General features: G+C 65.3%; 20 protein-coding genes and 1 tRNA gene. 14 read left to right on the top strand and 7 right to left on the bottom strand.

Annotated elements, in window-relative coordinates; all coding sequences use genetic code 11:
- Positions 1–46 precede the first annotated feature (46 nt).
- The 8 genes from ACVOKO_RS12165 (at position 47) to ACVOKO_RS12130 (ending at position 7,113) form a co-directional block, all read left to right on the top strand.
- Positions 47–649, top strand: a complete 603-nt coding sequence (locus ACVOKO_RS12165) for a DUF998 domain-containing protein (protein WP_346499165.1) — start codon at positions 47–49, stop codon at positions 647–649.
- Between the two features lie 204 nt (positions 650–853).
- Positions 854–3,496 (top strand): leucine--tRNA ligase, encoded by a 2,643-nt coding sequence (leuS, locus tag ACVOKO_RS12160; protein ID WP_346499164.1) that lies wholly within the window; start codon positions 854–856, stop codon positions 3,494–3,496.
- A 91-nt stretch (positions 3,497–3,587) separates the two neighbouring features.
- Positions 3,588–4,190, top strand: coding sequence for an LPS-assembly lipoprotein LptE (locus ACVOKO_RS12155; protein ID WP_346499163.1), 603 nt, complete (start codon positions 3,588–3,590; stop codon positions 4,188–4,190).
- A 43-nt stretch (positions 4,191–4,233) separates the two neighbouring features.
- Entirely contained in the window at positions 4,234–5,277 is a 1,044-nt protein-coding gene (gene holA, locus ACVOKO_RS12150; RefSeq protein WP_346499162.1) for a DNA polymerase III subunit delta, read from the top strand.
- Between the two features lie 43 nt (positions 5,278–5,320).
- Positions 5,321–5,986: a nicotinate-nucleotide adenylyltransferase gene (gene nadD, locus ACVOKO_RS12145; RefSeq protein ID WP_430980768.1), complete on the top strand. Its 666-nt coding sequence runs from the start codon at positions 5,321–5,323 to the stop codon at positions 5,984–5,986.
- Between the two features lie 60 nt (positions 5,987–6,046).
- Complete coding sequence (gene rsfS, locus ACVOKO_RS12140; protein WP_346499161.1) at positions 6,047–6,466, top strand: ribosome silencing factor; 420 nt, start codon at positions 6,047–6,049, stop codon at positions 6,464–6,466.
- Between the two features lie 75 nt (positions 6,467–6,541).
- Positions 6,542–7,012 (top strand): 23S rRNA (pseudouridine(1915)-N(3))-methyltransferase RlmH, encoded by a 471-nt coding sequence (gene rlmH / locus ACVOKO_RS12135; protein ID WP_346499160.1) that lies wholly within the window; start codon positions 6,542–6,544, stop codon positions 7,010–7,012.
- A 24-nt stretch (positions 7,013–7,036) separates the two neighbouring features.
- A tRNA-Asn gene (locus tag ACVOKO_RS12130) sits at positions 7,037–7,113 on the top strand.
- 92 nt (positions 7,114–7,205) lie between these two features.
- On the opposite strand, the gene ACVOKO_RS12125 is transcribed toward ACVOKO_RS12130, so the two are convergent.
- The 3 genes from ACVOKO_RS12125 to ACVOKO_RS12115 form a co-directional block, all read right to left on the bottom strand.
- On the bottom strand, positions 7,206–10,016 hold the full coding sequence (locus ACVOKO_RS12125) for a TonB-dependent receptor (RefSeq protein ID WP_430980767.1): 2,811 nt from the start codon (positions 10,014–10,016) through the stop codon (positions 7,206–7,208).
- Positions 10,017–10,200: 184 nt separating this feature from the next.
- The gene (locus ACVOKO_RS12120) at positions 10,201–10,866 is read right to left on the bottom strand and encodes an energy transducer TonB (RefSeq protein ID WP_346499159.1); all 666 of its coding nucleotides are present in this window, start codon (positions 10,864–10,866) and stop codon (positions 10,201–10,203) included.
- Positions 10,867–11,272: 406 nt separating this feature from the next.
- Positions 11,273–12,010, bottom strand: coding sequence for an SIMPL domain-containing protein (locus ACVOKO_RS12115; protein ID WP_346499158.1), 738 nt, complete (start codon positions 12,008–12,010; stop codon positions 11,273–11,275).
- A 131-nt stretch (positions 12,011–12,141) separates the two neighbouring features.
- On the opposite strand from ACVOKO_RS12115, the gene ACVOKO_RS12110 reads away from it, so the two are divergent.
- From ACVOKO_RS12110 to tldD, 4 genes are read left to right on the top strand one after another with little or no spacing between them, the layout of a single operon-like run.
- Positions 12,142–12,738, top strand: coding sequence for a Maf family nucleotide pyrophosphatase (locus ACVOKO_RS12110; protein WP_346499157.1), 597 nt, complete (start codon positions 12,142–12,144; stop codon positions 12,736–12,738).
- Between the two features lie 5 nt (positions 12,739–12,743).
- Positions 12,744–14,234: a ribonuclease G gene (gene rng, locus ACVOKO_RS12105; protein WP_057627141.1), complete on the top strand. Its 1,491-nt coding sequence runs from the start codon at positions 12,744–12,746 to the stop codon at positions 14,232–14,234.
- A 39-nt stretch (positions 14,235–14,273) separates the two neighbouring features.
- Positions 14,274–18,095, top strand: a complete 3,822-nt coding sequence (locus ACVOKO_RS12100) for a YhdP family protein (RefSeq protein ID WP_346499156.1) — start codon at positions 14,274–14,276, stop codon at positions 18,093–18,095.
- 47 nt (positions 18,096–18,142) lie between these two features.
- Positions 18,143–19,588, top strand: a complete 1,446-nt coding sequence (tldD, locus tag ACVOKO_RS12095) for a metalloprotease TldD (RefSeq protein WP_346499155.1) — start codon at positions 18,143–18,145, stop codon at positions 19,586–19,588.
- Between the two features lie 215 nt (positions 19,589–19,803).
- Here the strand turns inward: tldD and yjgA are convergent, their stop codons facing one another.
- Complete coding sequence (gene yjgA, locus ACVOKO_RS12090) at positions 19,804–20,400, bottom strand: ribosome biogenesis factor YjgA (RefSeq protein WP_346499154.1); 597 nt, start codon at positions 20,398–20,400, stop codon at positions 19,804–19,806.
- A 135-nt stretch (positions 20,401–20,535) separates the two neighbouring features.
- Between yjgA and pmbA the strand changes: the two genes are divergently transcribed.
- Entirely contained in the window at positions 20,536–21,903 is a 1,368-nt protein-coding gene (gene pmbA, locus ACVOKO_RS12085) for a metalloprotease PmbA (RefSeq protein ID WP_346499153.1), read from the top strand.
- A 103-nt stretch (positions 21,904–22,006) separates the two neighbouring features.
- Positions 22,007–22,378 (top strand): DUF4870 domain-containing protein, encoded by a 372-nt coding sequence (locus tag ACVOKO_RS12080; RefSeq protein WP_057627087.1) that lies wholly within the window; start codon positions 22,007–22,009, stop codon positions 22,376–22,378.
- A 197-nt stretch (positions 22,379–22,575) separates the two neighbouring features.
- Here the strand turns inward: ACVOKO_RS12080 and ACVOKO_RS12075 are convergent, their stop codons facing one another.
- The 3 genes from ACVOKO_RS12075 to tilS are packed head-to-tail and all read right to left on the bottom strand — an operon-like array spanning position 22,576 to position 25,034.
- Positions 22,576–23,454: a polyprenyl synthetase family protein gene (locus ACVOKO_RS12075; RefSeq protein WP_346499152.1), complete on the bottom strand. Its 879-nt coding sequence runs from the start codon at positions 23,452–23,454 to the stop codon at positions 22,576–22,578.
- Positions 23,444–23,704, bottom strand: a complete 261-nt coding sequence (locus tag ACVOKO_RS12070) for an exodeoxyribonuclease VII small subunit (protein ID WP_346499151.1) — start codon at positions 23,702–23,704, stop codon at positions 23,444–23,446. The genes ACVOKO_RS12075 and ACVOKO_RS12070 overlap by 11 nt, the downstream gene beginning before the upstream one ends.
- A 31-nt stretch (positions 23,705–23,735) precedes the next feature.
- Complete coding sequence (gene tilS, locus ACVOKO_RS12065; protein WP_346499150.1) at positions 23,736–25,034, bottom strand: tRNA lysidine(34) synthetase TilS; 1,299 nt, start codon at positions 25,032–25,034, stop codon at positions 23,736–23,738.
- Positions 25,035–25,156 lie beyond the last annotated feature (122 nt).

Raw genomic sequence — 25,156 nt, 5'->3', positions numbered from 1 at the left:
GCCGTGGCAGCTGTGCCCCGGCCAGAGCCTGGCAAGGTGTGCTGTGTTGAAGTGGAACAAGGTAATGGCCTGGGCTGGGCCGCTGGCGGTAGTGGTCTTCATTGCGGCGGTAGCCGGCTTTGGCGCGCAGCTGCAGGGCTATGACCAGATGCTGCATCCGGTGTCGCTGCTGGGCGCGCGCGGCATTCCCGGCGGCACCGCCTTCAGTCTGCTCGGCTTTGTAGTGCCAGGCGTGCTGGCGGCGATTGTGATGCTGGACCTGATCCTGCGCATGCCGGCCAGCGCGCCGCGTCCGTTGCGGGTTGGCGGGCAGATGCTGCTGCTGGGCGCAATCGCCTTTGCCGCGATGGGCCTGTTTCCGCTGGACGTGGACGATATCGAGAACCGCGCCAGCCAGTTCCACGCCAGTGCCTGGTTGCTGTGGTTGCTGGCGTTCACTGCTGCAGCCATTGCCTTGCGTTTTGCTGCGGGCAAGGCCGCCGGCTGGCGCACGCTGTCGACACTGACCATTGTCTGTGCGCTGTGGATGGTCTGCAGTGCGTTCTTGTTCGAAATCGCGATGCCGGTGGCGATGGCGCAGCGGCTGGCGTTCCTGGGCTGGCTGCTGTGGTTGTTGGCGGCAGCGCGGCTGGCGCCGGCACGGAGCTGAGCGGTAGAGGCCGCAAACCTGGGATTGCCGGGGCAGGGCACGCGCAAGTAACGCGTCGGCAGCAGTTCCAGGTAAAACCTGTTTTTTTAAAACCTCTATATTTCAATGACCTGCGGCCCTGGGGTGATGCAGGTAGGCGTGCTGATTGGAGTGCAATGATGCACTGCGGTACCCTTTGCCGCTTTGCCGTTGCCCAGCGTTGACATGTCCAGCGTCGAACCGAATATCTACGATCCCCAGCAGGTTGAAGCCGCCGCCCAGAAATTCTGGGAGGCCGAGAAAGCATTCGAGGTGAACGAAACCTCGGACAAGCCGAAGTACTACTGCTTGTCGATGCTTCCGTACCCGTCCGGTGCGCTGCACATGGGCCATGTGCGCAACTACACCATTGGCGACGTCATCAGCCGCTACAAGCGCATGACGGGTTTCAACGTGCTGCAGCCGATGGGCTGGGATGCGTTCGGCCTGCCGGCCGAAAATGCCGCGATCAAGAACAAGACCGCGCCGGCCAAGTGGACCTACGCCAACATTGCCCACATGCGTGGCCAGTTCAAGGCCATGGGCTATGCGATCGACTGGTCGCGCGAGTTCGCCACCTGCACACCCGAGTACTACGTGCACGAGCAGCGCATGTTCACCCGGCTGATGCGCAAGGGCCTGGCTTACCGCCGCAACTCGGTGGTGAACTGGGACCCGGTCGACAACACCGTGCTGGCCAATGAGCAGGTCATCGATGGCCGCGGTTGGCGTTCTGGCGCCCTGGTCGAGAAGCGCGAGATCCCGCAGTGGTTCCTGCGCATCACCGATTACGCCCAGGAACTGCTGGACGGCCTGGACGAACTGCCGGGCTGGCCGGATTCGGTCAAGACCATGCAGCGCAACTGGATCGGCCGCTCCGAAGGACTGGAAATCCAGTTCGACGTGCGCGATCTGGACGGCGCTGCACTGGATCCGCTGCGCGTGTTCACCACCCGCCCGGACACCGTGATGGGCGTGAGTTTCGTGTCCATTGCCGGCGAACACCCGCTGGCCGTGCACGCCGCCAAGAACAACCCGCAGCTGGCCGCATTGCTGGCCGAGCTGAAGCAGGGTGGTGTTTCCGAGGCTGAACTGGAAACCCAGGAAAAGCGCGGCATGGACACCGGCCTGCGCGCCATCCACCCGGTCAGTGGCGAGCAGGTGCCGATCTGGGTCGCCAACTTTGTGTTGATGGGCTACGGCACCGGCGCGGTGATGGCGGTTCCGGGTCACGATCAGCGTGATTTCGAGTTCGCCACAAAGTACAACCTGGCCAAGAAGCAGGTCATCGCGCTGAAGTCGCCGAAGAACGACGACGAACGCAACTACGACGACACGCGCTGGCAGGACTGGTACGGCGACAAGAGCCGCGAAACCGAGCTGGTCAATTCGGCCGAGTTCGACGGCCTGGATTTCCAGGGCGCGTTCGAGGCACTGGCTGAGCGTTTTGAACGCAAGGCGCAGGGCCAGCGCCGGGTCAATTACCGCCTGCGCGACTGGGGCGTCAGCCGCCAGCGCTACTGGGGCTGCCCGATCCCGGTGATCTACTGCGACAAGTGTGGCGCGGTGCCGGTGCCGGAAGACCAGCTGCCGGTGATCCTGCCCGAAGACGTGACCCTCAACGGTACCGGTTCGCCGATCAAGGCTGACCTGGAATGGCGCAAGACCACCTGCCCGGATTGTGGCGGCGCGGCCGAGCGCGAAACCGACACCTTCGACACCTTCATGGAGTCGAGCTGGTACTACGCCCGTTACACCTCGCCCGGCGCCCGTGAGGCGGTGGACAAGCGTGGCAACTACTGGCTGCCGGTGGACCAGTACATCGGTGGCATCGAGCACGCCATCCTGCATCTGATGTACTTCCGTTTCTTCCACAAGCTGCTGCGTGATGCGCGCATGGTGGACAGCAACGAGCCGGCGCAGAATCTGCTGTGCCAGGGCATGGTGATTGCCGAAACCTTCTACCGCCAGAACAGCGACGGTTCCAAGGATTGGTTCAACCCGGCCGACGTGGATACGGTGCGTGATGAACGTGGCCGCATCACCGGCGCGACCCTGCGCACGGATGGCCAGCCGGTGGTGATCGGCGGCACCGAGAAGATGTCCAAGTCCAAGAACAACGGCGTCGATCCGCAGACCATGGTGGCCAAGTACGGCGCCGACACGGTGCGCCTGTTCTCGATGTTCGCCGCACCGCCGGAACAGTCGCTGGAGTGGAACGAGGCCGGCGTCGACGGTATGGCGCGCTTCCTGCGCCGGCTGTGGGCGATGGTGCACAAGCACGTTGCCGATGGTGTTGCGCCGACGCTGGATACTGCAGCACTCAGTGCCGAGCAGAAGGCGATGCGTCGCAAGACCCACGAAACCATCGGCAAGGTCAGCGACGACTACGGTCGCCGCCACTCCTTCAACACCGCCATCGCTGCGGTGATGGAATTGTTGAATGCACTGGCCAAGTTCGACGATGCCAGCGCGCAGGGCCGTGCGGTCCGTCAGGAAGCCCTGCAGGCGGCCGTGCTGCTGTTGAACCCGATCACTCCGCATGCCTGTCACGGCATGTGGCAGCTGTTGGGTCACGCTGAAACGCTGCTGGAAGACCAACCGTTCCCGCAGGTGGACACGGCGGCGCTGGTCAAGGACTCCCTGACCCTGGCGGTGCAGGTCAACGGCAAGCTGCGTGGCACCATCGACGTGGCTGCCGATACCTCGCGCGAGCAGATCGAAGTCCTTGCCAAGGAAGAGCCGAATACGGCGAAGTTCCTCGATGGCCTGACCATCCGCAAGGTCATCATCGTGCCCGGCAAGATCGTCAATATCGTTGCGGCGTAAGCCGCAACGGGTATCTCAAGCGCTGTTCACGCGGCATCAGGCAGGCTTGCTGCCTGTTGCCGCCCCCGGCCGGCTCATCCAGACTGTGTGCATGACTCGATACCTGACTGCCCTGATTCTCGCCGCCAGCCTCACCGGTTGCGGCTTCCATCTGCGTAACAAGCTCGCGCTGCCTGCCGATATGCCGGCGGTGCAGGTGGATTCAGCGGTGCGTTACAGCGAGTTGGTCAAACTCCTCAACCGTGGCCTGCGCGCCTCCGGCGCTACGGTGCTTGAAGAAGGCGACACGCTGGCCGCCGCCGGCAAGCGGTCCGGCGCTGCGCGTCTGCAGATCCGTTCCGAGCGTTGGGGCGACCTGCCCATCGCCATCGACGCCCAGGGCCGTGCCCAGGAATACAGCCTGCGCTACGCAGTGGTGTTCATGTTCACCCGCCCCGATGGCACGGTGATCGTGCCGGAACAGGCGGTGGAACTGTCGCGTGACTACGTGTCGCCGCCGCAGGACGCCACCGGCACCACGACCGAACGCGAAATCCTGGCCGACGAACTGCGCCGTGAAATGTCGGCCTCCATCCTGCGCCGCATCGACAGCGTGGTCCGCGCCGATCTGGAGAAAGCCCTGCACGCCCCGGTGCCGGCGGAGGGTGCTGCCGCGCCCGAGCCCAAGCCCGATGCTGCAGGCGGGGTGCGCTGAGTTGGCGCCGCTAGGCGCTGCACAGCCGCAGCAGGCCTGAACGATGGAACTGCGACCGGAACAGCTGGCCAGCCAGATAAGCGCCCAGCCCTTGGCGCCGGTGTACCTGATTGCCGGCCCCGAACTGTTGCGGGTGATTGAAGCCGCCGATGCGGTGCGTGCCAAGGCGCGTGCCGACGGAATTGGCGAACGCGAAGTATTCGATGCCGATGGCCGCGATTTCGACTGGGGGCAGCTGTCCTCCAGCTTCAATGCGCCCAGCCTGTTCAGCGCCCGCCGTCTGGTCGAGGTGCGCCTGCCCAATGGCAAGCCTGGCAAAGAGGGCGCCGAGGTGATCAGCGACTTCTGTGCGCGGCCCGCGCCGGACGTGGTGCTGCTGATCACCGCCGGCGAATGGAGCAAGGCACACCAGGGCAAATGGGCCGAAGCGGTCAACAAGGCCGGGGTGCTCTCGGTGGCCTGGGCAATCAAGCCGCACGAGCTCGCCGATTGGATCGAACGCCGCCTGCGCAGCAAGGGCCTGCGCGCCGATCCGGCTGCCGTGCAGCGATTGAGCGAACGGGTTGAAGGCAATCTGTTGGCCGCCGCGCAGGAAATCGACAAGCTGGCCTTGCTGGCCGATGGCCAGCCGCTGGATGTGGCCAAGATGGAATCGCTGGTGGCCGATGCCGCCCGTTACGATGTTTTCAGGCTCAGCGATGCCGCCTTCTCCGGACAGGCACCGGCCGTGCTGCGGATGTTGGCTGGGCTGCGCGCCGAAGGTGAGGCGGTGGCCGCCTTGATGCCGATCCTGATTCGCGAGCTGCTGATCACCGCCGGGCTGGCGCGGGTACAGGCCAGTGGCGGCAATCTGGGCGCGGAAATGAAATCCAAGGGCATCTGGGAGTCACGCCAGGCGCCCTTCAAGCGGGCGCTGCAGCGCCATCCCGATCCGCGCCGCTGGGAGCGCTTCCTCGCCGAAGCATCGCAGGTGGACCGCATGGCCAAGGGGCGCGCCGAGGGCGATCCCTGGCTGGCCCTGGAGCGCCTGCTGATCGCCTTGGCCGAAGCCCGCGCGGTGCGCCTGCTTGTCCGTGGCGTGCGCTGACGTGGCCGGGCCGCCGCTGGCGGCCGCTGCCGGGCAGCGGGGCGTGTGGCTGCTGTACGGCGGCACCTTCGATCCCGTGCACAACGGCCATCTGGCCATCGCCCGCTGCGCCGCTGCCGAACTGCAGGTGCCGGTTCACCTGATGCCGGCCGCCGACCCGCCGCATCGTGCGCCACCCGGCGCCAATGCCGCTCAACGCGCGCACATGCTGGAGCTGGCGGTCGCTGGCGAGCCCGCACTGCAGGTGGACACCCGCGAGCTGCAGCGTGCCGCGCGGCTGCCTGGTGTGCCCTCGTGGACGGTGGACACCCTGCGCGAGATCCGCGCCCAGATTGGCCCGCAGCGTCCGCTGGCAATGCTGATGGGGGCCGACAGCCTGCTCGGCCTGCCCAGCTGGCATGAATGGGAACATCTGCTCGATCTTGCGCATATCGTGGTGGCTGAACGCCCTGGCAGCGGCCTGGACGGCGCATTGCCGGCAGCGCTGGCGCAGCGCCTGAACGGTGCCTGGGCCGGTTCGGCGCAGGCCCTGGCCGATGCCCCGGCGGGGCGGGTCTGGCGGCTGCGGCAGCCACTGCATTCAGAATCGGCCACCGCGCTGCGCGCGCTGATCGCCAATGGCGGTCAGCAATGGCGCGATTTGTTGCCTTCGGCCGTGGCGGAGTACATCCTTGCCCAAGGCCTGTATGGCAGCGCCGCAACGGTGTGAATGCCGGCGGCGGCCAGGTTCTCTATAATCGTTCCCCTTAATTCATCGAGTTCTGCTGCTTTGACCACCGAAGCCCAAGTCATCAAGACCCAAATGCCCAACCCGGCACCCTCCGTGCCGGCCCTGTTGGCGTCCGTCCATTCCGCCCTTGAAGAGATCAAGGCCCGGGATGCCGTCGAGATCGACGTCCGTGGCAAGTCCAGCGTCGCTGATTACATGGTTGTGGTCTCCGGCACCTCCACCCGTCACGTCAAGTCGATCGGTGAAGAAGTCGTGCGTTTCGCCAAGAACCTGGGCGTGATGCCGCTGGGTGTCGAAGGCGAGCGCGAAGCCGAGTGGGTGCTGGTGGACCTGGGCGACGTCATCGTCCACGTCATGCTGCCGCGCGTGCGCGAGCTGTATGCGCTGGAGCGTCTGTGGACCGTTGGCGACCAGCCGCGCTCTGCCTATGACGACGAAGACGAGCAGGATGCGGGCTGAGCCCCACTGTTCCTGATTCTGTGACGGCGCCGCAGGGCGCCGTCTTCGTTTGTGCCGGCTGACAGGAGGCCACGCATGAAAGCCAGATTGATCGCCACCGGCGAACGCGCACCGGCCTGGGTGGCGCAGGGCTTTGCCGAATATCAGAAGCGCTTGTCGCACTGGCTGCCGCTGGAACTGGTGGAAATCGAGCCGGGCCTGCGCGGCAAGGGCCGCGATCCCAAACGCGCGATCGAGGACGAAGGCAAGCGGGTACTGGCCGCGCTACCCAAGAATCCCTACGTGGTGGCACTGGACGTGCCCGGCCGGCAGCTCAGTTCCGAACAGCTGGCGCAGCGGCTGGAACACTGGCGCACGCAGGGGCGCGACCTGGCATTCCTGATTGGTGGCCCGGAAGGGCATGCCAGCGAGGTGTCCGCAGCGGCCGATGAGAAGTGGTCGATAGGCCCGCTGACCTTGCCGCATATGCTGGTTCGGCTGGTAGTTGCCGAGCAGTTGTATCGCGCAGCAGCGATGTTGGCCAATCACCCCTACCATCGCGCGTAATTAACGTATAGAATGCGCCTCCCCGCCCGAATAGCTCAGCCGGTTAGAGCACTTGACTGTTAATCAGGGGGTCGTTGGTTCGAGTCCAACTTCGGGCGCCAAGATTCAAAGAAAACCCGCATCGTCAGATGCGGGTTTTTTCTTGTCCGCGGTTCAAGCAACCCCGGCGCAGTCGGCGCCGGGGTCGGCAACATCACTTGAACGTGTACTTGGCACCCAGGGTGAAGTAACGGCCAACCGCGCCGCTGTAATGCAGCGGGTTGTAGTTGACCGCGCCATAGGTCTGTGGATCCAGCGGCGCAATGCGATCGGTGACGTTCTGCACCGAGCCGAAGATCTCGAACGCATCGGTTGCACGCCAGCGGCCGGACAGGTCGATGGTGTAGAACGCGCGCAGTTCGCAGCCACGCGGTGCGTCGGAGCCATCGCCATAGCGATTGGCACAGCTGTCACCTTCAAAGGCAACGTTGTCCATGCTGCCGATGTAATTGGCGATGCTGCTGATGCTGAAACGGTCCATGTCCCAGGTCAGGCCGAAGTTCAGACGGTCCTTCGGCGTACCGATGCAATTGGTGACATCGCAGTTGCCGTGGGTGCCGGCGTACTGGAACACGGTGCCGGTGCCATCGTCGCGCTCGAACGAGTTGATGCGGGTCCACTGCAGGTCCATCAACAGTTTGCCGTAGTTGCCCAGTTCCACTCGCTGGCGGATGTCGAAGTCAAACCCGCGGATGGTGGTTGCTGCGGAGTTGATATAGGCAACGCTTACCGCCAACAAGCTGCCGCTGTTGGGAATGCCTGGCAGGTCGTTGTCCGAGCGGATGCCATTGCCGGCAGCCAAGGCCAGGTCGGTATCGCCACTGTTGATCTCATTGGTGCGTTTGATCTGCCATGCATCGAAGGTCATCGTCGTGCTTGAGGTCGGATCCAATACCAGACCAACGGTGTAGCTCTTGGACTTCTCGGGTTTCAGGTTCGGGTCGGGCGAGGTGATGACGGCCAGATTGACCGCGCAGTCCGCAGCGGTTGCGCCGGGGGCCGGGGTGCCACTCGGGCAGCGCACCGGGTCGCGCGCAGTGCTGAAGCCGGCTTGTCCACCATCACCAGCTTCCGCCGGACCCGGTGCACGGAAGCCTTCGGCATAGGTGGCACGCAGCGCGATCCAGTCGGCCGGGGTCCACTTCAAACCGACTTTCGGCGTGGTGGCGGTGTCGCCGCCCTTGTATTTATCAACGCGCAGTGCGCCGGACAATTCCAGTGATTCCAGCACCGGTGCGACGACTTCGGTGTAGGCAACGGCTACTTCCTGGGTGCCTTTGTAGGCCGAATAGCCCAGGCCGATGATGTCGCCCAGATCGGTGTAGCTCTGCGGGTCGAGGTTGGCCTTCTGCCGCCGGTACTCGGCACCGAATGCAAAGCCCAAGGGGCCGCCGGCCAGATCGGCAAGGCTGCGGGTGGCCTTGAAATCGATCATATCCAACGACGTTGATGCGTTGGCATGGATGGTTGGCGAGATGTAGTCATACAGCGCCTGCGAGTTCAGCCCTGCATTGGCGCCAATACGCCACCAGCCCACCGGGCTGTTGGGATCAGTCAATGCGGTGCGGACATGGCTGTAGCGCAGGAAGCCTGTGCGTTCGTTGACCAGTTGGGTCGCCGAGTGCAGATAGGCGGTATCGATATCCCATTCGCCTGCGGTGCCCTTTACGCCAACCAGGAAGCGGGTGAACTCATTGGTGTTGGTGGTCACGCGCGGGCCGACGTCGAAGGCTGCGTAGCGCAGACGTGCGTCCACGCCCAACGGGTTATCGGGGTGGCCGGCACCCAGTACCGTGGCGCCGGGGCCACTGCTGGCATTGACCGGGCCGCCCGGGTAACCCCAGGTGCCGGAGACGCCATTGGGGGTGTTGTAGAACACGTTCTTTTTCTTCGAGTAGCCGAACTCACCGTACATCTCGTAGTTGTCCGACAACACGAAGGTGCCGCGCGCGAACAGATTGCCGAACTCCTCGCTCGGGCTCAGGCTGCGGAAATCCTGGGTTTCCCAAAGGCAGCCACCGCCTGCATCGGCCGGACTGATGTTGGAGAACTGGGCACAGCCGGGCAGCGACTGATACAGCCCGGTTGCCGGGTCGCGGATGCTGCCGACCGGCGAGTTGCCGGCGACGGTGCCGCCTGCGGTGATGGCGCCATTGAGCGGAAAGAACTGCCCGCCTGCCACGCGATCAAAGCCGTAGCGGCCAAGGTCACCATTGCCGATCCATTTGCGGTCGCGGCGATCGGAAATGCGGATGTCATCGGTCTTGCTGAGGTCGATGCTGACGAAGGCGTTGTAGCCATCCGTGTCCAGATCGCCAACGCCTGCGGTCAACGATGCCTTGCGGGCGTTGCCGTCGCTGTCGCCGGAGGTGCCGTAGGACGCCTTGAGCATGGCGCCGGTGAAGTCACGACGCAGGATGATGTTGACCACGCCGGCGATGGCGTCGGAACCGTAGATGGCCGACGCGCCATCCTTCAGCACCTCCACCCGCTCGACCGCATCCATCGGGATGACGCTCAGGTCGGTGAAGACTTTCTGGCCGTCATCGGCCAAGCCATAAGGCGCCATGCGGCGGCCATTGAGCAGGACCAGGGTCGAGGCTGCACCCAGGCCGCGCAGGGAGATGCCCGAGCCGCCGCCGGCAAAGCCGGTACCAAAGCTCTTGGGAATGGAGCCTGCACCATCAGCGGTAAGGGTCTGCAGGTACTCGGCGATGGTGGCCTTGCCGGTACGGTCGATTTCCTGCCGGGTGATGACCTGCACCGGCGAAGCGGTTTCAGTGGTGGCGCGAGGGATGTTGGAGCCGGTGACGGTGATCCGGTCCAGGTTGGTGGCTTTTTCGTCCTGCGCCATGGCCAGCGGTGCGGTCGCTGCCAGGGTCAGGGGGACAAGCAGAAGACGGGTGAGATTGCCTGTTATGGCGTCGCTGAGACGGTTGCTGCGGGGGTAGGTCGAATGTTTCACGGTCTCTCTCCAGGGTACAGCGGCAAGAAGGCCGCCAGAGCGCGGCCAAAGAACATCGACGGCCGCGAATCTAGGTTTCCCATGGGTGACGACGCAGTGAAATAATCATTAATAGCCACAGACAGTTTGGCGGTTCTTATGGCAGCGTTTAGATAGCGCTGCCATAAGGGGCGATACGCCCTGTTCAGCCAAGTTTGAAGTCGACCGGGATCAAGCCATAGGCCTGCACCGGGCGGCCGCCATCGGTAGCGGGTTGGAACTTCCAGCGACGCAGCACCTGATTGCGTGCGGCGGTATCCAGACTGCGGTTGCCGCTGCTGTGCTCGACGCTCACTTCCAGTGGCGTGCCATCCACGTCCACCAATACCCGCAGAGTCACCGTGCCTTGCGCACCGGCGAGCAGGGCATCGCGCGGATAGCCCGGCGGCGGTGCCTTGAGGTAGCGCAACTGCACACCCTGCAGCGGTGTGGAAACAGCGGTCGAATCACTGGCCGGCAGATTGTCGATGGCCGGGGCTACATCCACTGGTGCGGTGACTACCGCTTCGGTGGCGAAGACCGGCATCGGTGCGTGGTCCACCGGTGTGGCCAGCGCCGGCTGCCGTGGTGGTGAAGGCGTGGACGTTACCGGCACGTCGACCGGTGGCGCAGGTGGGTTGGGGACGATGGGTTTGGCGTCGGGCACCTGCCAGCGCTCGCGCACCGCATCGCTGTGGATCGGCACCTGTGACAGCGGGATCAGCAACAGCCCCAAAGCAAATGCGTGCAGGGCCAGCGCGGTGCTGTAGGCGAGGATGCGCGAGGGTTCTACGTGCAGGGACGGACTGCGGTGTTGTTGCGTGCGGACCATGTACCACCTCCATGCGTGGGCGTGTGACAGAGAACAACGCGCGATGACACGGGACGGGGTTGCTGACTGCGGTCCCGTAGCTGCAGTGCGCCTGTTATCGGTGCGCTCGACAAGCGGGGGGATTGTTTCCGGTCAGCTGGCGGACAGCTTGATGGTGCGCAGGTGGGTCCTTGTGGGAGCGGCGTCAGCCGCGAAGCAGATGGATATGCAGCTTTTGTAGGAGCGGCGTCAGCCGCGAAGCAGATACATCTGCAGATGGCACAGCTGCCAAGGGACTTCAGCGGCGTCAGCTTCGCGGCTTACGCCGCTCCTGCACCGGACAGCCGCGAGTGCGGGCCGGCAAGGTCGATGACCAAAACAAAAACGGCGCCCGCAGGCGCCGTTCCGGTTGCGATCGCAAGCGGGCTCAGCGGCCCAGTTCGAACACCACGTCCAGGTTGACCGACACGGTGGTTTCGCCTGGCGACACGGCGGTGTCCATTTCCGCCTTGGCGCTGCGGCCGGCGGACATGGCCATCATCGGCATCGGCCGGAAGCCGCCCTGGTTGCCCTCGGAGATGCTGACAATGCGGCGTACGCGCAGGCCCAGTGCCTTGGCATAGGTCTCGGCGCGGGCCTGGGACTTCTTCAGCGCGGCCAGGCGGGCTTCGTCATAGACCGGCTCGGGCTGGTCGATTTCAAAGCTGGGGCCATTGATCTGGTTTGCCCCCTGCGCGGCCAGGCTGTCCAGCACCTTGCCCAGTTTTGTGATGTCGCGCACCTTCAGGCTGACGGTGTTGTTGGCCTGGTAGCCGGTGATCTTCGGCGGCTCGTTCTCGGCGTAGCGGTACTGCGGGCTGAGGTTGATGCCGCTGGTCTGGATGTCGCGCTCGGCGATGCCAGCGGCCTTGATCGCGGCCATCACCTTGTCCATCTGCACGGCGTTTTCGCGCATGGCGGTGTTGCCATCGACGGCCTGGGTGACCACGCCAGCCGACAGCGTGGCGATGTCTGGAACCCGGTGCGCTTCGGCCTGGGCCGAGACATTGAGCAAGGTGGCATCACTGGCAACGGCGGTGGGCACAGTTTGGGCGTGAGCGGTCATCGAGGCTCCCAGGGCAAGTGACAGGGACAACAACAGTGGAGCAAGGGCAGTACGGCGCATGGTGATCCTCCTTGGCTGGATCGTGAAAGTGACTACGGGGCGATGAACGGGTGGTGAGCCGGCTCGGGGTTGCAGTGACTTTGACTGCTTTGCCGATCATTCAGCCAGCCGCCGCAGGTTATGCTTCCGCGATGCTTTATCTCGCCTCCCGTTCCCCCCGCCGCAACGAACTCCTTTCCCGCCTCGACGTGCCATTCCGGACGTTGGATCTGGACGTGCCTGAAGTGCGGGCGGAAGGTGAACCCGCTGAAGCCTACGTGCGCCGGGTGGCCTTGGACAAGGCGCAGGCCGGCCTGGCGCTGGTCGCCGACGATCCGCAGGCAGTGGTGCTGGGCTCGGATACCGAGGTGGTGCTGGGCGATCGGGTCTACGGCAAGCCGGCCGATGCCGCCGATGCGGCGGCGATGCTGGCCTCCCTGGCCGGGCGCACGCATCGGGTGATCACCGTGGTGGCCCTGGCCGCCGCCGGGCGCCACGCGCTGGAGACAGTGGTCTCGGAGGTGACATTCGCGCCGATGAGTGCGGCGCAGATCCAGGCCTATGTCGCTACCGGTGAACCGATGGGCAAGGCTGGTGGCTATGCCATCCAGGGCGGCGCGGAGCGTTTCATCAGTCATTTGGCTGGCAGCTACTCCGGGGTGATGGGGCTGCCGTTGCAACAGACCGCTGCGCTGCTGGCGGCGTTTGCCGCCGGAGCGGGTGACGATTCCATGGACAAGGGGGAGTGAAGGACGTGTCCGAAGAAATTCTGGTCAATGTCACCCCGCGCGAAACCCGCGTGGCTGTGATCGAAAATGGCATGTTGCAGGAGCTGCACATCGAGCGCGGTTGGCGCCGGGGCGTGGTCGGCAACATCTACAAGGGCAAGGTGCAGCGGGTGATGCCGGGCATGCAGGCGGCCTTCGTCGAGGTGGGGCTGGACCGCGCTGCGTTCCTGCACGCCAACGATGTGGTGCGGCCGGCGCCGGTTGCCGCCGATACCGACGAAACCGCGCCCAGCCTGCCACTGCCGTCCTCGGTGCCGATCGTCGAGCTGCTGCGCGATGGTCAGGACGTGGTGGTGCAGGTGGTCAAGGACCCGATCAGCACCAAGGGCGCCCGCCTGACCACCCAGATCAGCATCCCGTCGCGTTATCTGGTGCTGCTGCCGCAGTCCAAGATGGTCGGCGTGTCGGCGCGGATCGAGGATGAAGGCGAGCGCGCACGGCTGAAATCGCTGGTGACCGAAATTTCGGCCCAGCACGGCGGCTACGGCTACATCGTGCGCACCAACGCCGAAGGCCAGCCGGCCGAGGCGCTGGCCGAAGACATCTCCTATCTGTCGCGGGTGTGGGCCGTGGTGGAGCGGCGTGGCCGCGAAGCACCGCCGTGCAGCATCATCTATGAAGACCTGAGCCTGCCGCTGCGTTCGGTGCGCGACCTGATCCGCAAGGACGTGGACAAGGTCAAGGTCGACTCCAAGGAAACTTTCGGCCAGCTGCAGGCCTTTGTCGCCAAATACATGCCGGTGCTGGGCGAGAAGCTGGAGCTGTATACCGGCGACCGCCCGATCTTCGACATGTTCGGGGTCGAGGACGAGATCGTCCGCGCCTTGAACAAGCAGGTGCCGCTCAAATCCGGCGGCTACCTGGTCATCGACCAGACCGAGGCGATGACCACCATCGACGTCAACACCGGTTCCTTCGTTGGCCAGCGCAATCTCGAAGAGACCGTGTTCCGCACCAATCTGGAAGCGGCGCAGACGGTGGCCCGGCAGCTGCGGCTGCGCAACCTGGGCGGCATCATCATCATCGACTTCATCGACATGGATGACGCCGAACACCGCCGCCAGGTGCTGCGCACGCTGGAAAAGGCACTGGCCCGCGACCACGCAAAGACCACGGTGTACGACTTCTCGCCGCTGGGTCTGGTGGAAATGACCCGCAAGCGCACGGTCGAGAGCCTGGAACGGCAGCTGTCGGAAACCTGCCCGCAATGCAGCGGCCGCGGCAGCATCAAGACCGCCGAGACCGTCACCTACGAAATCTTCCGCGAGATCACCCGCGCCGTGCGTCAGTTCGAGGCCGCGCGCCTGCTGGTGATCGCCTCCAGCAAAGTGGTTGCCCGCATCACCGACGAAGAGTCGGCCGCGGTCGCCGAGCTGGAGGAGTTCCTGGGCAAGAGCATCCGCTTCCAGGCCGATGATCAATACCTGCAGGAGCAGTTCGATGTCGTGCTGCTCTGAGCACGCTCACTTCGCGGCACGGAAGCACGAAGTGAGCTGATGACAACGTTGTTGCGCCACCGCCTACGCCGCTTCCGTCGCTACGCCTTGATGGCATTGGCGATGGCGTTGGTGTGCGTTGCCCTGCTGGTGGGCACGGTCAGCCAGCTGCTGCCGATGGTGGAGGCGCATCCGGACAAGGTTGCCGCCTGGCTCAGCGAGCGCGCCGGCCAGCCGGTGGCCTTCGACCGCCTGGATACGCGCTGGACCCGGCGCGGCCCGCTGCTGCAACTCGATGGGCTGCGGATTGGCGAAGGTGACGGCGTACGCATTGGTCAGGCCGAAGTATTGGTGGCGGTGTATTCGGGCCTGCTGCCCGGCGCACCGCTGACCGAGCTGCGCCTGCGCGGGCTGGCATTGACCCTGCAACGTGACGATGACGGCCGCTGGTCGGTGCGCGGCTTGCCCAGTTCCAAGGCCGGCGGCGATCCGCTGGAAACCCTGCGCAGGCTCGGAGAGCTGCAGGTGATTGGTGGCCAGCTGCAGATACAGGCACCGTCGATCGGTCTGCAGACCCGCGTCCCGCGCATCGACCTGCGCCTGCGCGTGGATGGGCAACGCCTGCGGGTGGGTGCCAAGGGCTGGATCGATACCGGCGCCGCACCGGTCACTGCGGTATTGGATTTCCAACGCCAGCGCGGGGACGGGCAGGCCTGGTTTTCGGCCGATCCCGCCGAGCTGGGCGCGTGGGCACCGCTGTTGAAGTTCGCCGGGCTGCAGATACGCCAGGGCAAGGGCGAGCTGCAGGGCTGGGTGCAGTTGCGTGACAAGCGGGTAGTGGCAGTCACCGCCGAAGGCGAGCTGGAAGCCGTGCAGTTGGCCGGTGCGCCGCTGCAGGCAGGTGACGCCCCGCCAAGCCTGGCATTCAGCAACCTGCAGCTGCGCGCGCGCTGGAAGGCCATCGACGGCGGCTGGCGGCTTGACGCGCCACGTCTGCGGATCGCAGCCAACGGCGCTACCCAGACCCTGGACGGCTTGCTGCTGGCAGGTGGAAAACATTTTGCGGTGCAGGGCAAGCAACTTGATGCCGGCCCGCTGCTGCAGGTGGCAGCGCTCAGCGACCGGCTCGAACCCAGCCTGCGGCGTTGGCTGCAGCGCTCGCAGCCCTCGCTGCGCTTTGCCGATATCAGTCTGTTGGGAACTGCCGATGGCGCGGTGCGTGGCAGTGGCGAGCTGCTCGATGCCAGTTTCGCGCCGGTCGGTGGCAGCCCGGGAATCAGTGGCCTGCGCGGCCATTTTGAAGGCGACGCGCAGGCGTTCTCGCTCGCGCTGAAGCCCGATCACGTGGTGCGCTTTGATTGGCCCACCGGCTTCGGCGTGCTGCATGAGCTGCAACTCTCCGGTGACCTGGTCGGCTGGCGCGAAGGTGCCGGCTGGCAGGTGGGCACGCCTGCGCTGCGCATGCAGGGCCTCAACTATGCCGCTGACATACGCGGCGGCTTGTGGTTCCAGGGCGACGGCACCCGGCCGTGGATCAACCTGGCGGCCAAGATCGACGACGTACCTATGACCGCTGCCAAGCAGTTCTGGGTGCGCTCGAACATGAGCGAGGCGGCAGTGAAGTGGCTGGATGCGGCGCTGGTGGATGGCACCCTGCGCGGCGGCACCGGTCTGGCGGTGGGCGATCTGGACGATTGGCCGTTCACCGGCAACAACGGCCGTTTCGAGGCCGGCGGCCGCATCGATGACGGCGCCATCCGCTTCCAGCAGGACTGGCCGTTGATGCAGCACGTCAACGCCGATATCACCTTCGTCGGCGGCGGCTTCGATCTGCATGGGCGCGGCGATCTGGCCGGGGTCAAGGTCGATCAGCTGCGTGCGGGCATCGCCAGTTTCCGTGAATCCAAGCTGGAGGTGCAGGCCAGCACGGTGGATGAAAGTGCGCGTCTGCTGGCGATGCTGCGGCAGACACCGCTCCAGGCCAGCTATGGCGACACGCTGGACAATCTGACAGTGAGCGGGCCGGCTGCTGTCAGTTTTGACCTGTTGCTGCCGTTGCATCACGACAGCGCCGGCCACCTGCAGGGTGATATCGATCTGCGTGGCATGCGCATGGCCGACAAACGCTGGGACCTGCAGTTCGACGGCGTGCGCGGCAAGGCGCAGTACAGCAGCGAGGGCTTCGACGCGCCGGCGCTGCAGGTGCGGCATCAGGAACGTGACGGCGTGCTGGCGCTGCGCGCCGGCAAGCCGGTGAAGGATCCTGCCCATGCGTTCGAGGCCGAACTGAGCGCGGACCTGGATGCGGGCAAGCTGTTGGATCGCGCGCCGGAGTTGGCGTGGCTCAAGCCCTATGTACATGGCACTTCGGCATGGACGGTCGGGGTCAGCCTGCCCAAGGTGGCGGCAGCTGCGCGCAGCGGTCCGCCGACGCTGCTGACGCTGCGCTCGGACCTGCAGGGCACCCGCCTGCAGCTGCCGGCGCCCTTGAACAAGCCCGCCGCCGATGCCCTGACCACCACGGTGCAGGCTGCCTTGCCGATGGGCGCCGGGCGTATCGATGTCTCCTTCGGCAAATTGATGGCGCTGGCCGCACGCAGCCAGAACGGCAAGACCGGCGTGCAGGTCACCATGGGCAATGACCGCGTCGATCACGAACCGCCGGCCGAGGGTCTGGTGGTCAATGGCCGCACGCCCTCGCTGGATGCGCTGGAGTGGATCACCCTGGCGCGTGGCGGCGACAGCAATGGCAGCGACGGCGGCGTGGCACTGAAACAGGTGGACGTACTGGCCGACCAGCTGATGATGGTGGGCGGGCGTTTTGCGCAGACCCGGCTGCAGCTGCGCCCGGGTGCCGATGCGGTCGCGGTGCAGCTCGATGGCCCGGCGCTTGCCGGCAATCTGCGCGTGCCAACCGCCGATGGCGGCACGGTCAGCGGGCAGCTGGCGCGGGTGTATTGGCAGCCTGCCGCAGCGGCAACGGCCGAGTCCAGCGACACCCCGGCCGAGCCCATCAATCCGGCCAACATCCCACCGTTGGCACTGGATATCGACGACCTGCAGTTTGCCGCGATCAAACTCGGCCAGACCCGGCTGCGCACGCGACCGACCGGCGACGGCCTGCAGGTACAGGAATTGGCGATACGCGCGCCCAAGCAGGTCATCGACGTGCACGGGCAGTGGCGTGGAATGGGCGCGCAGGCGCGCACCCAGGCAACGGCGGACGTACAGAGCGAAGACCTCGGCGACCTGCTGCAGCGTTTGGGCTACGCCGGCCAATTGCGGGGCGGGCAAGGCAAGGCACGCTTGCAGGCAGGCTGGCAGGGCGGGCCGATGGCCTTCAACCTGGCCAGCCTGGAAGGTGGCCTGGATCTGGACCTGCGCAACGGCCAGCTGCTGGAAGTGGACCCGGGCGCCGGCCGCGTGCTTGGCCTGCTCAGCGTGGCGCAGCTGCCACGGCGCTTGCTGTTTGATTTCCGCGACCTGTTTTCCAAGGGCCTGGCGTTCAACCACGTCGAAGGCGCGATGCGCTTCGGCAATGGCCAGGCCAGCACCGACAAGATCGCCATTGAGGCGCCGGCAGCGGAAATCACCATCCGCGGCCAAGCGGATCTGGTTGCCCAGCAGTTCAACCAGACCATCGATGTGAACCCGCGCTCGGGCAATCTGCTGACCGTGGTAGGCGCGGTGGCCGGCGGTCCAGTGGGCGCTGCGGTAGGTGCCGCAGCCAATGCGGTGCTGGGCAAGCCGCTGGGCGAAATCGGCTCCAAGACCTATAAGGTGACCGGGCCCTGGAAAGATCCCAAGGTCGAAGTGCTGGACCGTGAGGCGGCCCGCATGCCGCCGCCGGCGGTTACACCCGGGGCTGCAGGCAGCCCCTGAATCACTGCAGGCTTGCATGAGGCGGGTCTGCCCCCATCTGGATTGACATGACCGAAAACGCTCTCACGCTCGCCGAAACCCGCCTGCTGCTGCCTTCAGGGCTGGATGCCAATCGTCTGGAACGCACCTTTGGCACCTTGTTGGGGCCGGGTATCGATTTTGGTGACCTGTACTTCCAGCATTCGCGCCGGGAGAGCTGGAGCGTGGAGGACGGCATCGTCAAGGACGGTGCGCATTCGATCGAACAAGGCGTCGGTGTGCGCGCGATAGCCGGTGAAAAGACCGGTTTTGCGTATTCGGACGACATCCAGCCGGCCGCATTGTTGGCGGCGGCGCAGTCGGCGCGGGCGATCTCCCGCGAGGGCGGCGAACAGAACGTGCGCTCGCTGGTGCGCGGCACCGGTCGCGCGCTGTACCCGGCGCTGGACCCGGTGGACAGCATCGGCAACGAAACCAAGGTGGAAGTACTCAAGCGCCTGGACCGTTACCTGCGCGCGGCGGACACGCGTGTGCAGCAGGTGATGGTGAGCCTGTCCGGTGGTGTCGATACGGTGCTGATCGCGCGCAGCGACGGCGTGCTGGCGGCCGATGTACGCCCGCTGGTGCGGCTCAATGTGCAGGTCATCGTTGAACAGAACGGTCGTCGCGAGTCCGGTTATGCCGGTGGCGGCGGCCGCTACAGCTACCAGGAACTGTTTGCAGGCGAACGCCCGGAAGCCTTTGCCCGCGAGGCACTGCGCCAGGCGCTGGTGAATCTGGAAGCCATTCCGGCCCCGGCCGGGGTGATGCCGGTGGTGCTTGGCCCGGGCTGGCCGGGCGTGCTGCTGCACGAAGCGGTCGGCCACGGTCTGGAAGGTGACTTCAACCGCAAGGGCACCAGTGTCTATGCCGGCCGGATCGGAGAGCGTGTGGCCTCACCGGGTGTGACCATCGTCGATGACGGCACTCTGGATGGGCGCCGTGGCTCCTTGAACATCGATGACGAAGGCACACCGACCCAGTGCACCACCCTGATCGAGGACGGCATCCTGGTCGGCTACATGCAGGACACGCTCAACGCGCGTTTGATGGGCGTTGCGCCGACCGGCAATGGCCGCCGCGAATCCTTCGCGCACATGACCATGCCGCGCATGACCAATACCTATATGCGCGCTGGCAACCATGATCCGCAGGAGATGATCCGTTCGGTGAAAAAGGGCCTGTACGCGGTCAATTTCGGCGGCGGCCAGGTCGACATCACCAGTGGCAAGTACGTGTTCTCGGCGACCGAGGCTTACCTGATCGAAGACGGCAAAATCACCGCGCCGGTGAAGGGCGCGACCCTGATCGGCAACGGCCCGGAGACCATGCAGAAGGTGCGCATGATCGGCAACGATCTGGCATTGGATGAAGGCGTGGGCATCTGCGGCAAGGACGGGCAGAGCGTGCCGGTCGGTGTCGGCCAGCCGTCGTTGCTGATTGATGGGCTGACGGTGGGTGGCACGCAGGCTTGAGGGTGCGGTTGAAGAGCCCCCCTCATCCGCCCTCCGGGCACCTTCTCCCGTAAACGGGAGAAGGGACAGCTGGCATTTGGAATTCTGTGGCGTCAGTTCGAACTGCAGCTCTGCAATTCCTTCTCCCGCTTGCGGGAGAAGGTGCCCCGAAGGGGCGGATGAGGGGAAGCTTTTCGCTACAGAACCAAACCAGCAGCAAACCCCCTCAACCCAGATCAATCCTGCGCGTCGTCGTCATCCACATCATCAGCATCGTCATCACCGCCGCCAACTTCCGCAGCCGCACTCAATACCGGCACCAGCATCAGCTCGCGCAGTACCTGGTAGATCTCGCGGTAGGCGCGCGGCGGCTTGTTCTTGGCTTTCTCGGCCAGCGCATTGCGGACCAGCGTGCGCAGCCCCTGACGGTCGGCTTCCGGGTGCTCGTCCAGCAGCTCACCCAGGGCGACGTCGCCCTCGGTCATCAAACGCTCACGCCAGCGCTCCATGCGGTGCATGATGGCCACTTCACGGCGCGAGGTCTCGCTGTTGGCGTCCAGCGCGTCGCGGATCGCTTCCAGGGTTTCGTCTTCCTCGCGGCGCATCTGCTTGGCAAGGAACGCCAGCTGGCGCTTGCGGGCACCGTGCGAGGTGATGCGCTTGGTGTACTCGATGTGTTCCAGCATGCCTTCCGGGATAGGCAGGCGTGCCAGCTGGGCCGGGGTCAGCTCCACCAGGGTTTCGCCCAGCGCCAGCACCTCCAGCGCTTCGCGCCGGTTCTGGCTACGGCTTTCGCCCAAAAATTCACCGGTTTCTTGATCGCGTCCGCGCATCGCACTGCTACCTACTAAACTTCATGACAGGAAAGCCGGGCGCTCGCCGGGCTTCACGAGGGATCCCCGTCACACCGCCGCCAGTCAGGCAAGACCGGGCAGATGTGAAGGGATTCGGCCACCAAGGATAAAGCATTGAACGTCATTAGCACCCAAAACCCTGCCGTCGACGACAGCCTGCAGCGCCTGGAGCGGTTGACCGGCATCTCCCAGCGGTTGCTGGAGCGGGCCCGCGCGATGGGCGCCAGCCAGGCCGAGGTCAGTTGCAGCGAGGACCGCGGTCTGGATGTGAACGTGCGCCTGGGTGAGGTCGAGACGGTCGAGGCTACCCACGACCGCGGCATCGCGGTGACCGTGTATTTCGGCCAGCGCAAGGGCAGTGCCAGCACCGCCGACCTGCAGGAGTCCAGCCTGGAAGCCACCGTGGCGCAGGCCTGCGCGATCGCCCGGCATACCGAAGATGACCCTGCCGCCGGTCTTGCCGACCCGGCCCTGATGGCCACCGAATTCCCCGATCTGGACGGTTGGCACCCTTGGGAGCTCACTGCCGAACAGGCGCTGGACCTGGCCCTGGCCTGCGAATCGGCAGGCCGCCAGAGCGATAGCCGCATCAGCAACTCCGACGGCGCCTCGGCCTCCACCGCGCAGAGCGTGTCGGTCTACGCCAACTCGCATGGCTTCATCGGCCGTGATCGCAGCAGCCACCATTCCATCGGCTGCGCGCTGATTGCCGGGCAGGGCGACGGCATGCAGCGCGATGGCTGGTATACCAGCGCCATCGCCCGCGAAGACCTGGACGACCCGGCGGCGGTAGGCCTGCGTGCGGCCGAGCGCACCGTGGCGCGGCTGCAGCCGCGCTCGTTGCCGACCGGCGAGGTGCAGGTGCTGTTCGCTGCGGAAATGGCGCGTTCCTTGGTAGGCCACCTGCTCAGCGCGGTGTCTGGCGGCGCGCTGTACCGGCGTGCCAGCTTCCTGCTCGACAGCGTGGACACCCAGCTGTTCCCGGAGTGGTTTGGCATTGACGAGTTGCCGCTGCTGCGTCGCGGCCTGCGTTCCAGTTCCTACGACGGCGAAGGCGTGGCTACCCGCAATTCGGCCCTGATCACCGACGGCGTATTGCAGCGCTACATCCTGGGCAGCTACTCGGCGCGCAAGCTGGGCCTGCAGACCACCGCCAATGCCGGCGGCGTGCACAACCTGAAAGTGAAGGCCAATGCAGGCGATCGCGCGTCCATGCTGTCAGGTATGGGAACCGGTCTGCTGGTGACCGAACTGATGGGGCAGGGCGTGAATGGCATCACCGGCGACTACTCGCGCGGCGCCGGTGGTTTCTGGGTGGAGAACGGGCAGATCGCCTACCCGGTGGACGGCATCACCATCGCCGGCAACCTCAAGCAGATGTTTGCCGGTATTGAAGCGGTGGGCACCGACGTGGATAAGCGCTCGCATGTCTCGGTCGGCTCGATCCTGGTCGGCAAAATGACCGTGGCAGGTAATGATTGACGCAGTCTTGGTAAACAGCGGACTATTCTTATGTGGGAGCTAGTGCGCTCCCTATAGCTGTCAGCCAATATTGATACGCCCTTTACAAGGATCTTGGGGAACAATGAGCGATTACCAGAACACTCCGCCGCCGCCGCCGACCAGCGCCGGTGCTTCCGACGACAACAGCATTGCAATGCTGGTGCATCTGTCGGGCATCTTTTTCAGCTTCATCGTGCCGCTGATCGTTTGGCTGGTGAACAAGGACAAGCCGGAAAAGGCCTTCTTGAATGCAAACTCGAAGGAAGCGCTGAACTTCCAGCTCACGCTGCTGGGCGCGTACTTCATCAGCGGCATCCTGATGGTCGTGCTGATCGGCTTCCTGACCTATGCCGTGGCATGGATTGGTGGCCTGGTGTTCGCGATTCTTGCTGGCCTGGCGGCCAACAAGGGCGAGACCTATCGCTATCCGATGACCATCCGCCTGATCAAGTAATCGGCGCGAAGGTTGTTTGGCAGAAAGCCCGGCGAAAGCCGGGCTTTTTGTTTTTGTGCGTTTGGGTGCAGTGCGGCTTTGCCGCTTTGCCCCCTCCCTTTGCCGAAGGCAAGGGGAGGGCTGGGGAGGGGTTGGCCGTTCGCGGCCATGCAGGCAGTGCCAACTTCGCGGCTGACGCCGCTCCCACAAACCCCGAATCAATGCGAGCGACGTACCGTCAGTTCGGCCAATGCCGCCAACGCTGCCGCACGCTGGCCGAACGGAATCAATGCTGCCTGCATCGCGGTTGCCAGTTCGGCCAGGGTCGCCTTGGCGCCGTCCATGCCCAGCAATGAGGGGAAGGTCGACTTGTCCTGGGCCTGGTCCTTGCCGGCGGTCTTGCCCAACTGCTCGGAGCTGGCCTCGACATCGAGGATATCGTCGCGGACCTGGAAGGCCAGGCCCAAGGTGTCGGCAAAGCTGTCCAGCTGTGCAAGCTGGGCGTCGCTGGCCTCGCCGCACAACGCGCCCATGCGCACTGCCGCGCGGATCAGCGCGCCGGTCTTCAGCGCATGCATATGCTTGAGATCAGCCAATGCCTGTTGTTGACCGGTAGCGTCGATGTCCAGGGCCTGCCCACCGCACATGCCGCTGGCGCCAGAGGCGCCTGCCAATGTCTTTATGCAGTTCAGCGCCAATGCCGGTGGCATCCAGGCGTCGGCGAGGATCTCAAAGGCGCGGGTCTGCAGGGCATCGCCGGCGAGGATCGCGGTGGCCTCGTCAAAGGCGATATGGGTGGTCGGGCGGCCGCGGCGCAGGTCGTCATCGTCCATTGCCGGCAGGTCGTCGTGTACCAGCGAATAGGCGTGGATCAGCTCGACTGCTACCGCAGCGGCATCCAGGCGCGCTTCTTCGGCCGCGAACAGGTAGCCGGCTGCATAGACCAGCATCGGCCGCATGCGCTTGCCGCCGCCCAGCGCCGCATAGCGCATGGCCTGGTGCAGGCGTTGCGGGGCAAGCTCCGGGTCGGGCAGGGCGTCCTGCAGCTGTTCTTCGGTGCGCTCAAGCCAGCGGGTGAGCAGGGCGTCAGTCTTCATTGCCACTGCTTTCAAAGGGTTCGGACTTTTCCGGCTGGCCCGGGTCGGTGAGCAGGCGTACGCGCAGCTGGGCCTGTTCCAGCGCCTGCTGGCACTGGCGATAAAGGCCAACGCCACGTTCGTATGCGGTCAGCGACTGTTCCAGACTCAGGTCGCCGGCTTCCATCTTCTCGACCAGTTGCTCCAGTTCTTCAAGCGACTGCTCGAAGTGGGCCACCGGCGAGGTTTCATTGGGGGACTTCTTTGCCATGGCGCAAGTGTGAGCGGGCAGCGGGAAAGGGTCAATTCACCGGATCTGGCGGTTGCCATTCAAGATGGCCGCCGTGCGCCTGCAACCAGGCCTGCAGCGGCGCCGAGATGACCCGGTCAGCGGCCGCCAGCACGCTGTCGCCATCGCATAGCAGCGGCAGTTGCGCGCGCAGCCACGGTGGCACATCCGAGTGCTGCAGGCGGTGTTTGAGCTGGTGGCTGTGGTTGCGCCCAGCCAGCTGGATGCGCTCGCCGCCTTGGCGTTGGCGCAGGAGCAGGGGTTGATCAAACGCCGCTGCGCCGTGCAGGAACAGCATGCCGCCATCGGGCAGCCGCGCCGGCTCGGCGCCGTTCCATTGCTGGCTCCAGCCCTTGGGCCAAGCCGGCAGCAAGGGGGCGGCATGCAGTTGATCGCGCCAGCGTACGACCCGTGCGCGTTGCCAGCGGAATTCAGCCTGCTGGTCGCTATCGGCGGTCAGCAGCTGTTGCTGGATTGCCTGCACACCCTTGGCCGGCAGCGGCGGCAACCGTTGCTGCTGGGCCCACAGGCGCAGCACGCGGGCTTGCTGCGCAGCGCTGAGCTGCTTGAGCGGGCTGAGCTGCAGCGTGTCGCCGTTGCCCAGACATTGCTGCAGCAGGTCGGCGTCATTGCCGCCCAACAACTGCGCCGCCTGCGCCGCGAGGCCTGCGCTGCGTGCCATCGCCGCAGCGGCATGCGGCCAGCGCTGACGCAGCAGCGGCATCACCTGCAGGCGCAGGAAATTGCGGTCGAAATCCGCGCTGTCATTGCTGGGATCATCAATCCAGTGCAGTTGCTGCTGTTGTGCATAGGCCTCCAGCGCGGCGCGCGGCACGTTCAGCAGCGGCCGCCACAGCGTGCCGGGGCCGAAGTCGCGCTGCCCGCGCATCGCGCCGAGCCCATCCACGCTGGAGCCACGCAGGGCACGCAGCAGGAAGGTTTCTGCCTGGTCGTCCTGATGATGGGCCAATGCAAGCCACTCGCCTTGGCCCAGATGGACTTTGAAGGCGGCATGGCGCGCATCGCGCGCGGCGGCTTCCAGGCCGCGGCCGGCGTCTCTAGGCACATCGACATGGGCTACCTGCAGCGGGATGTTCCATTGCGCGCAGAGTTCGATGCAGTGTTGCTGCCAGTCATCGGCGACCGATTGCAGGCCATGGTGTACGTGCAAGGCGCGCAGGCTGCCAGGTTGGCGCCCCGGCGCGTTGGCGAGCAGGTGCAGCAGCACTGTCGAATCCAGGCCGCCGCTGAAGCCGACCATCACCGGGATGTCGGTTGCGTCCTGCAGGAGAGTGGGAGAAAGCGGATTCATGGCCGCGCCGAGTATCGGCGGCGGCGGCGATGGCTGCAATTGTTGCTGCAACTGGGTTGTGGGAGCGGGCGCGGCCCCCGAACCCGGGGGGCGGCCGGGTTGGGGGGGGGGTGGGATGTAAA

It is taken from the genome of Stenotrophomonas sp. STEN240 (genome assembly GCF_056756175.1).
The sequence above is the reverse complement of the archived record's forward strand: the minus strand, read 5'-3'. Positions and strand labels throughout refer to the sequence as shown.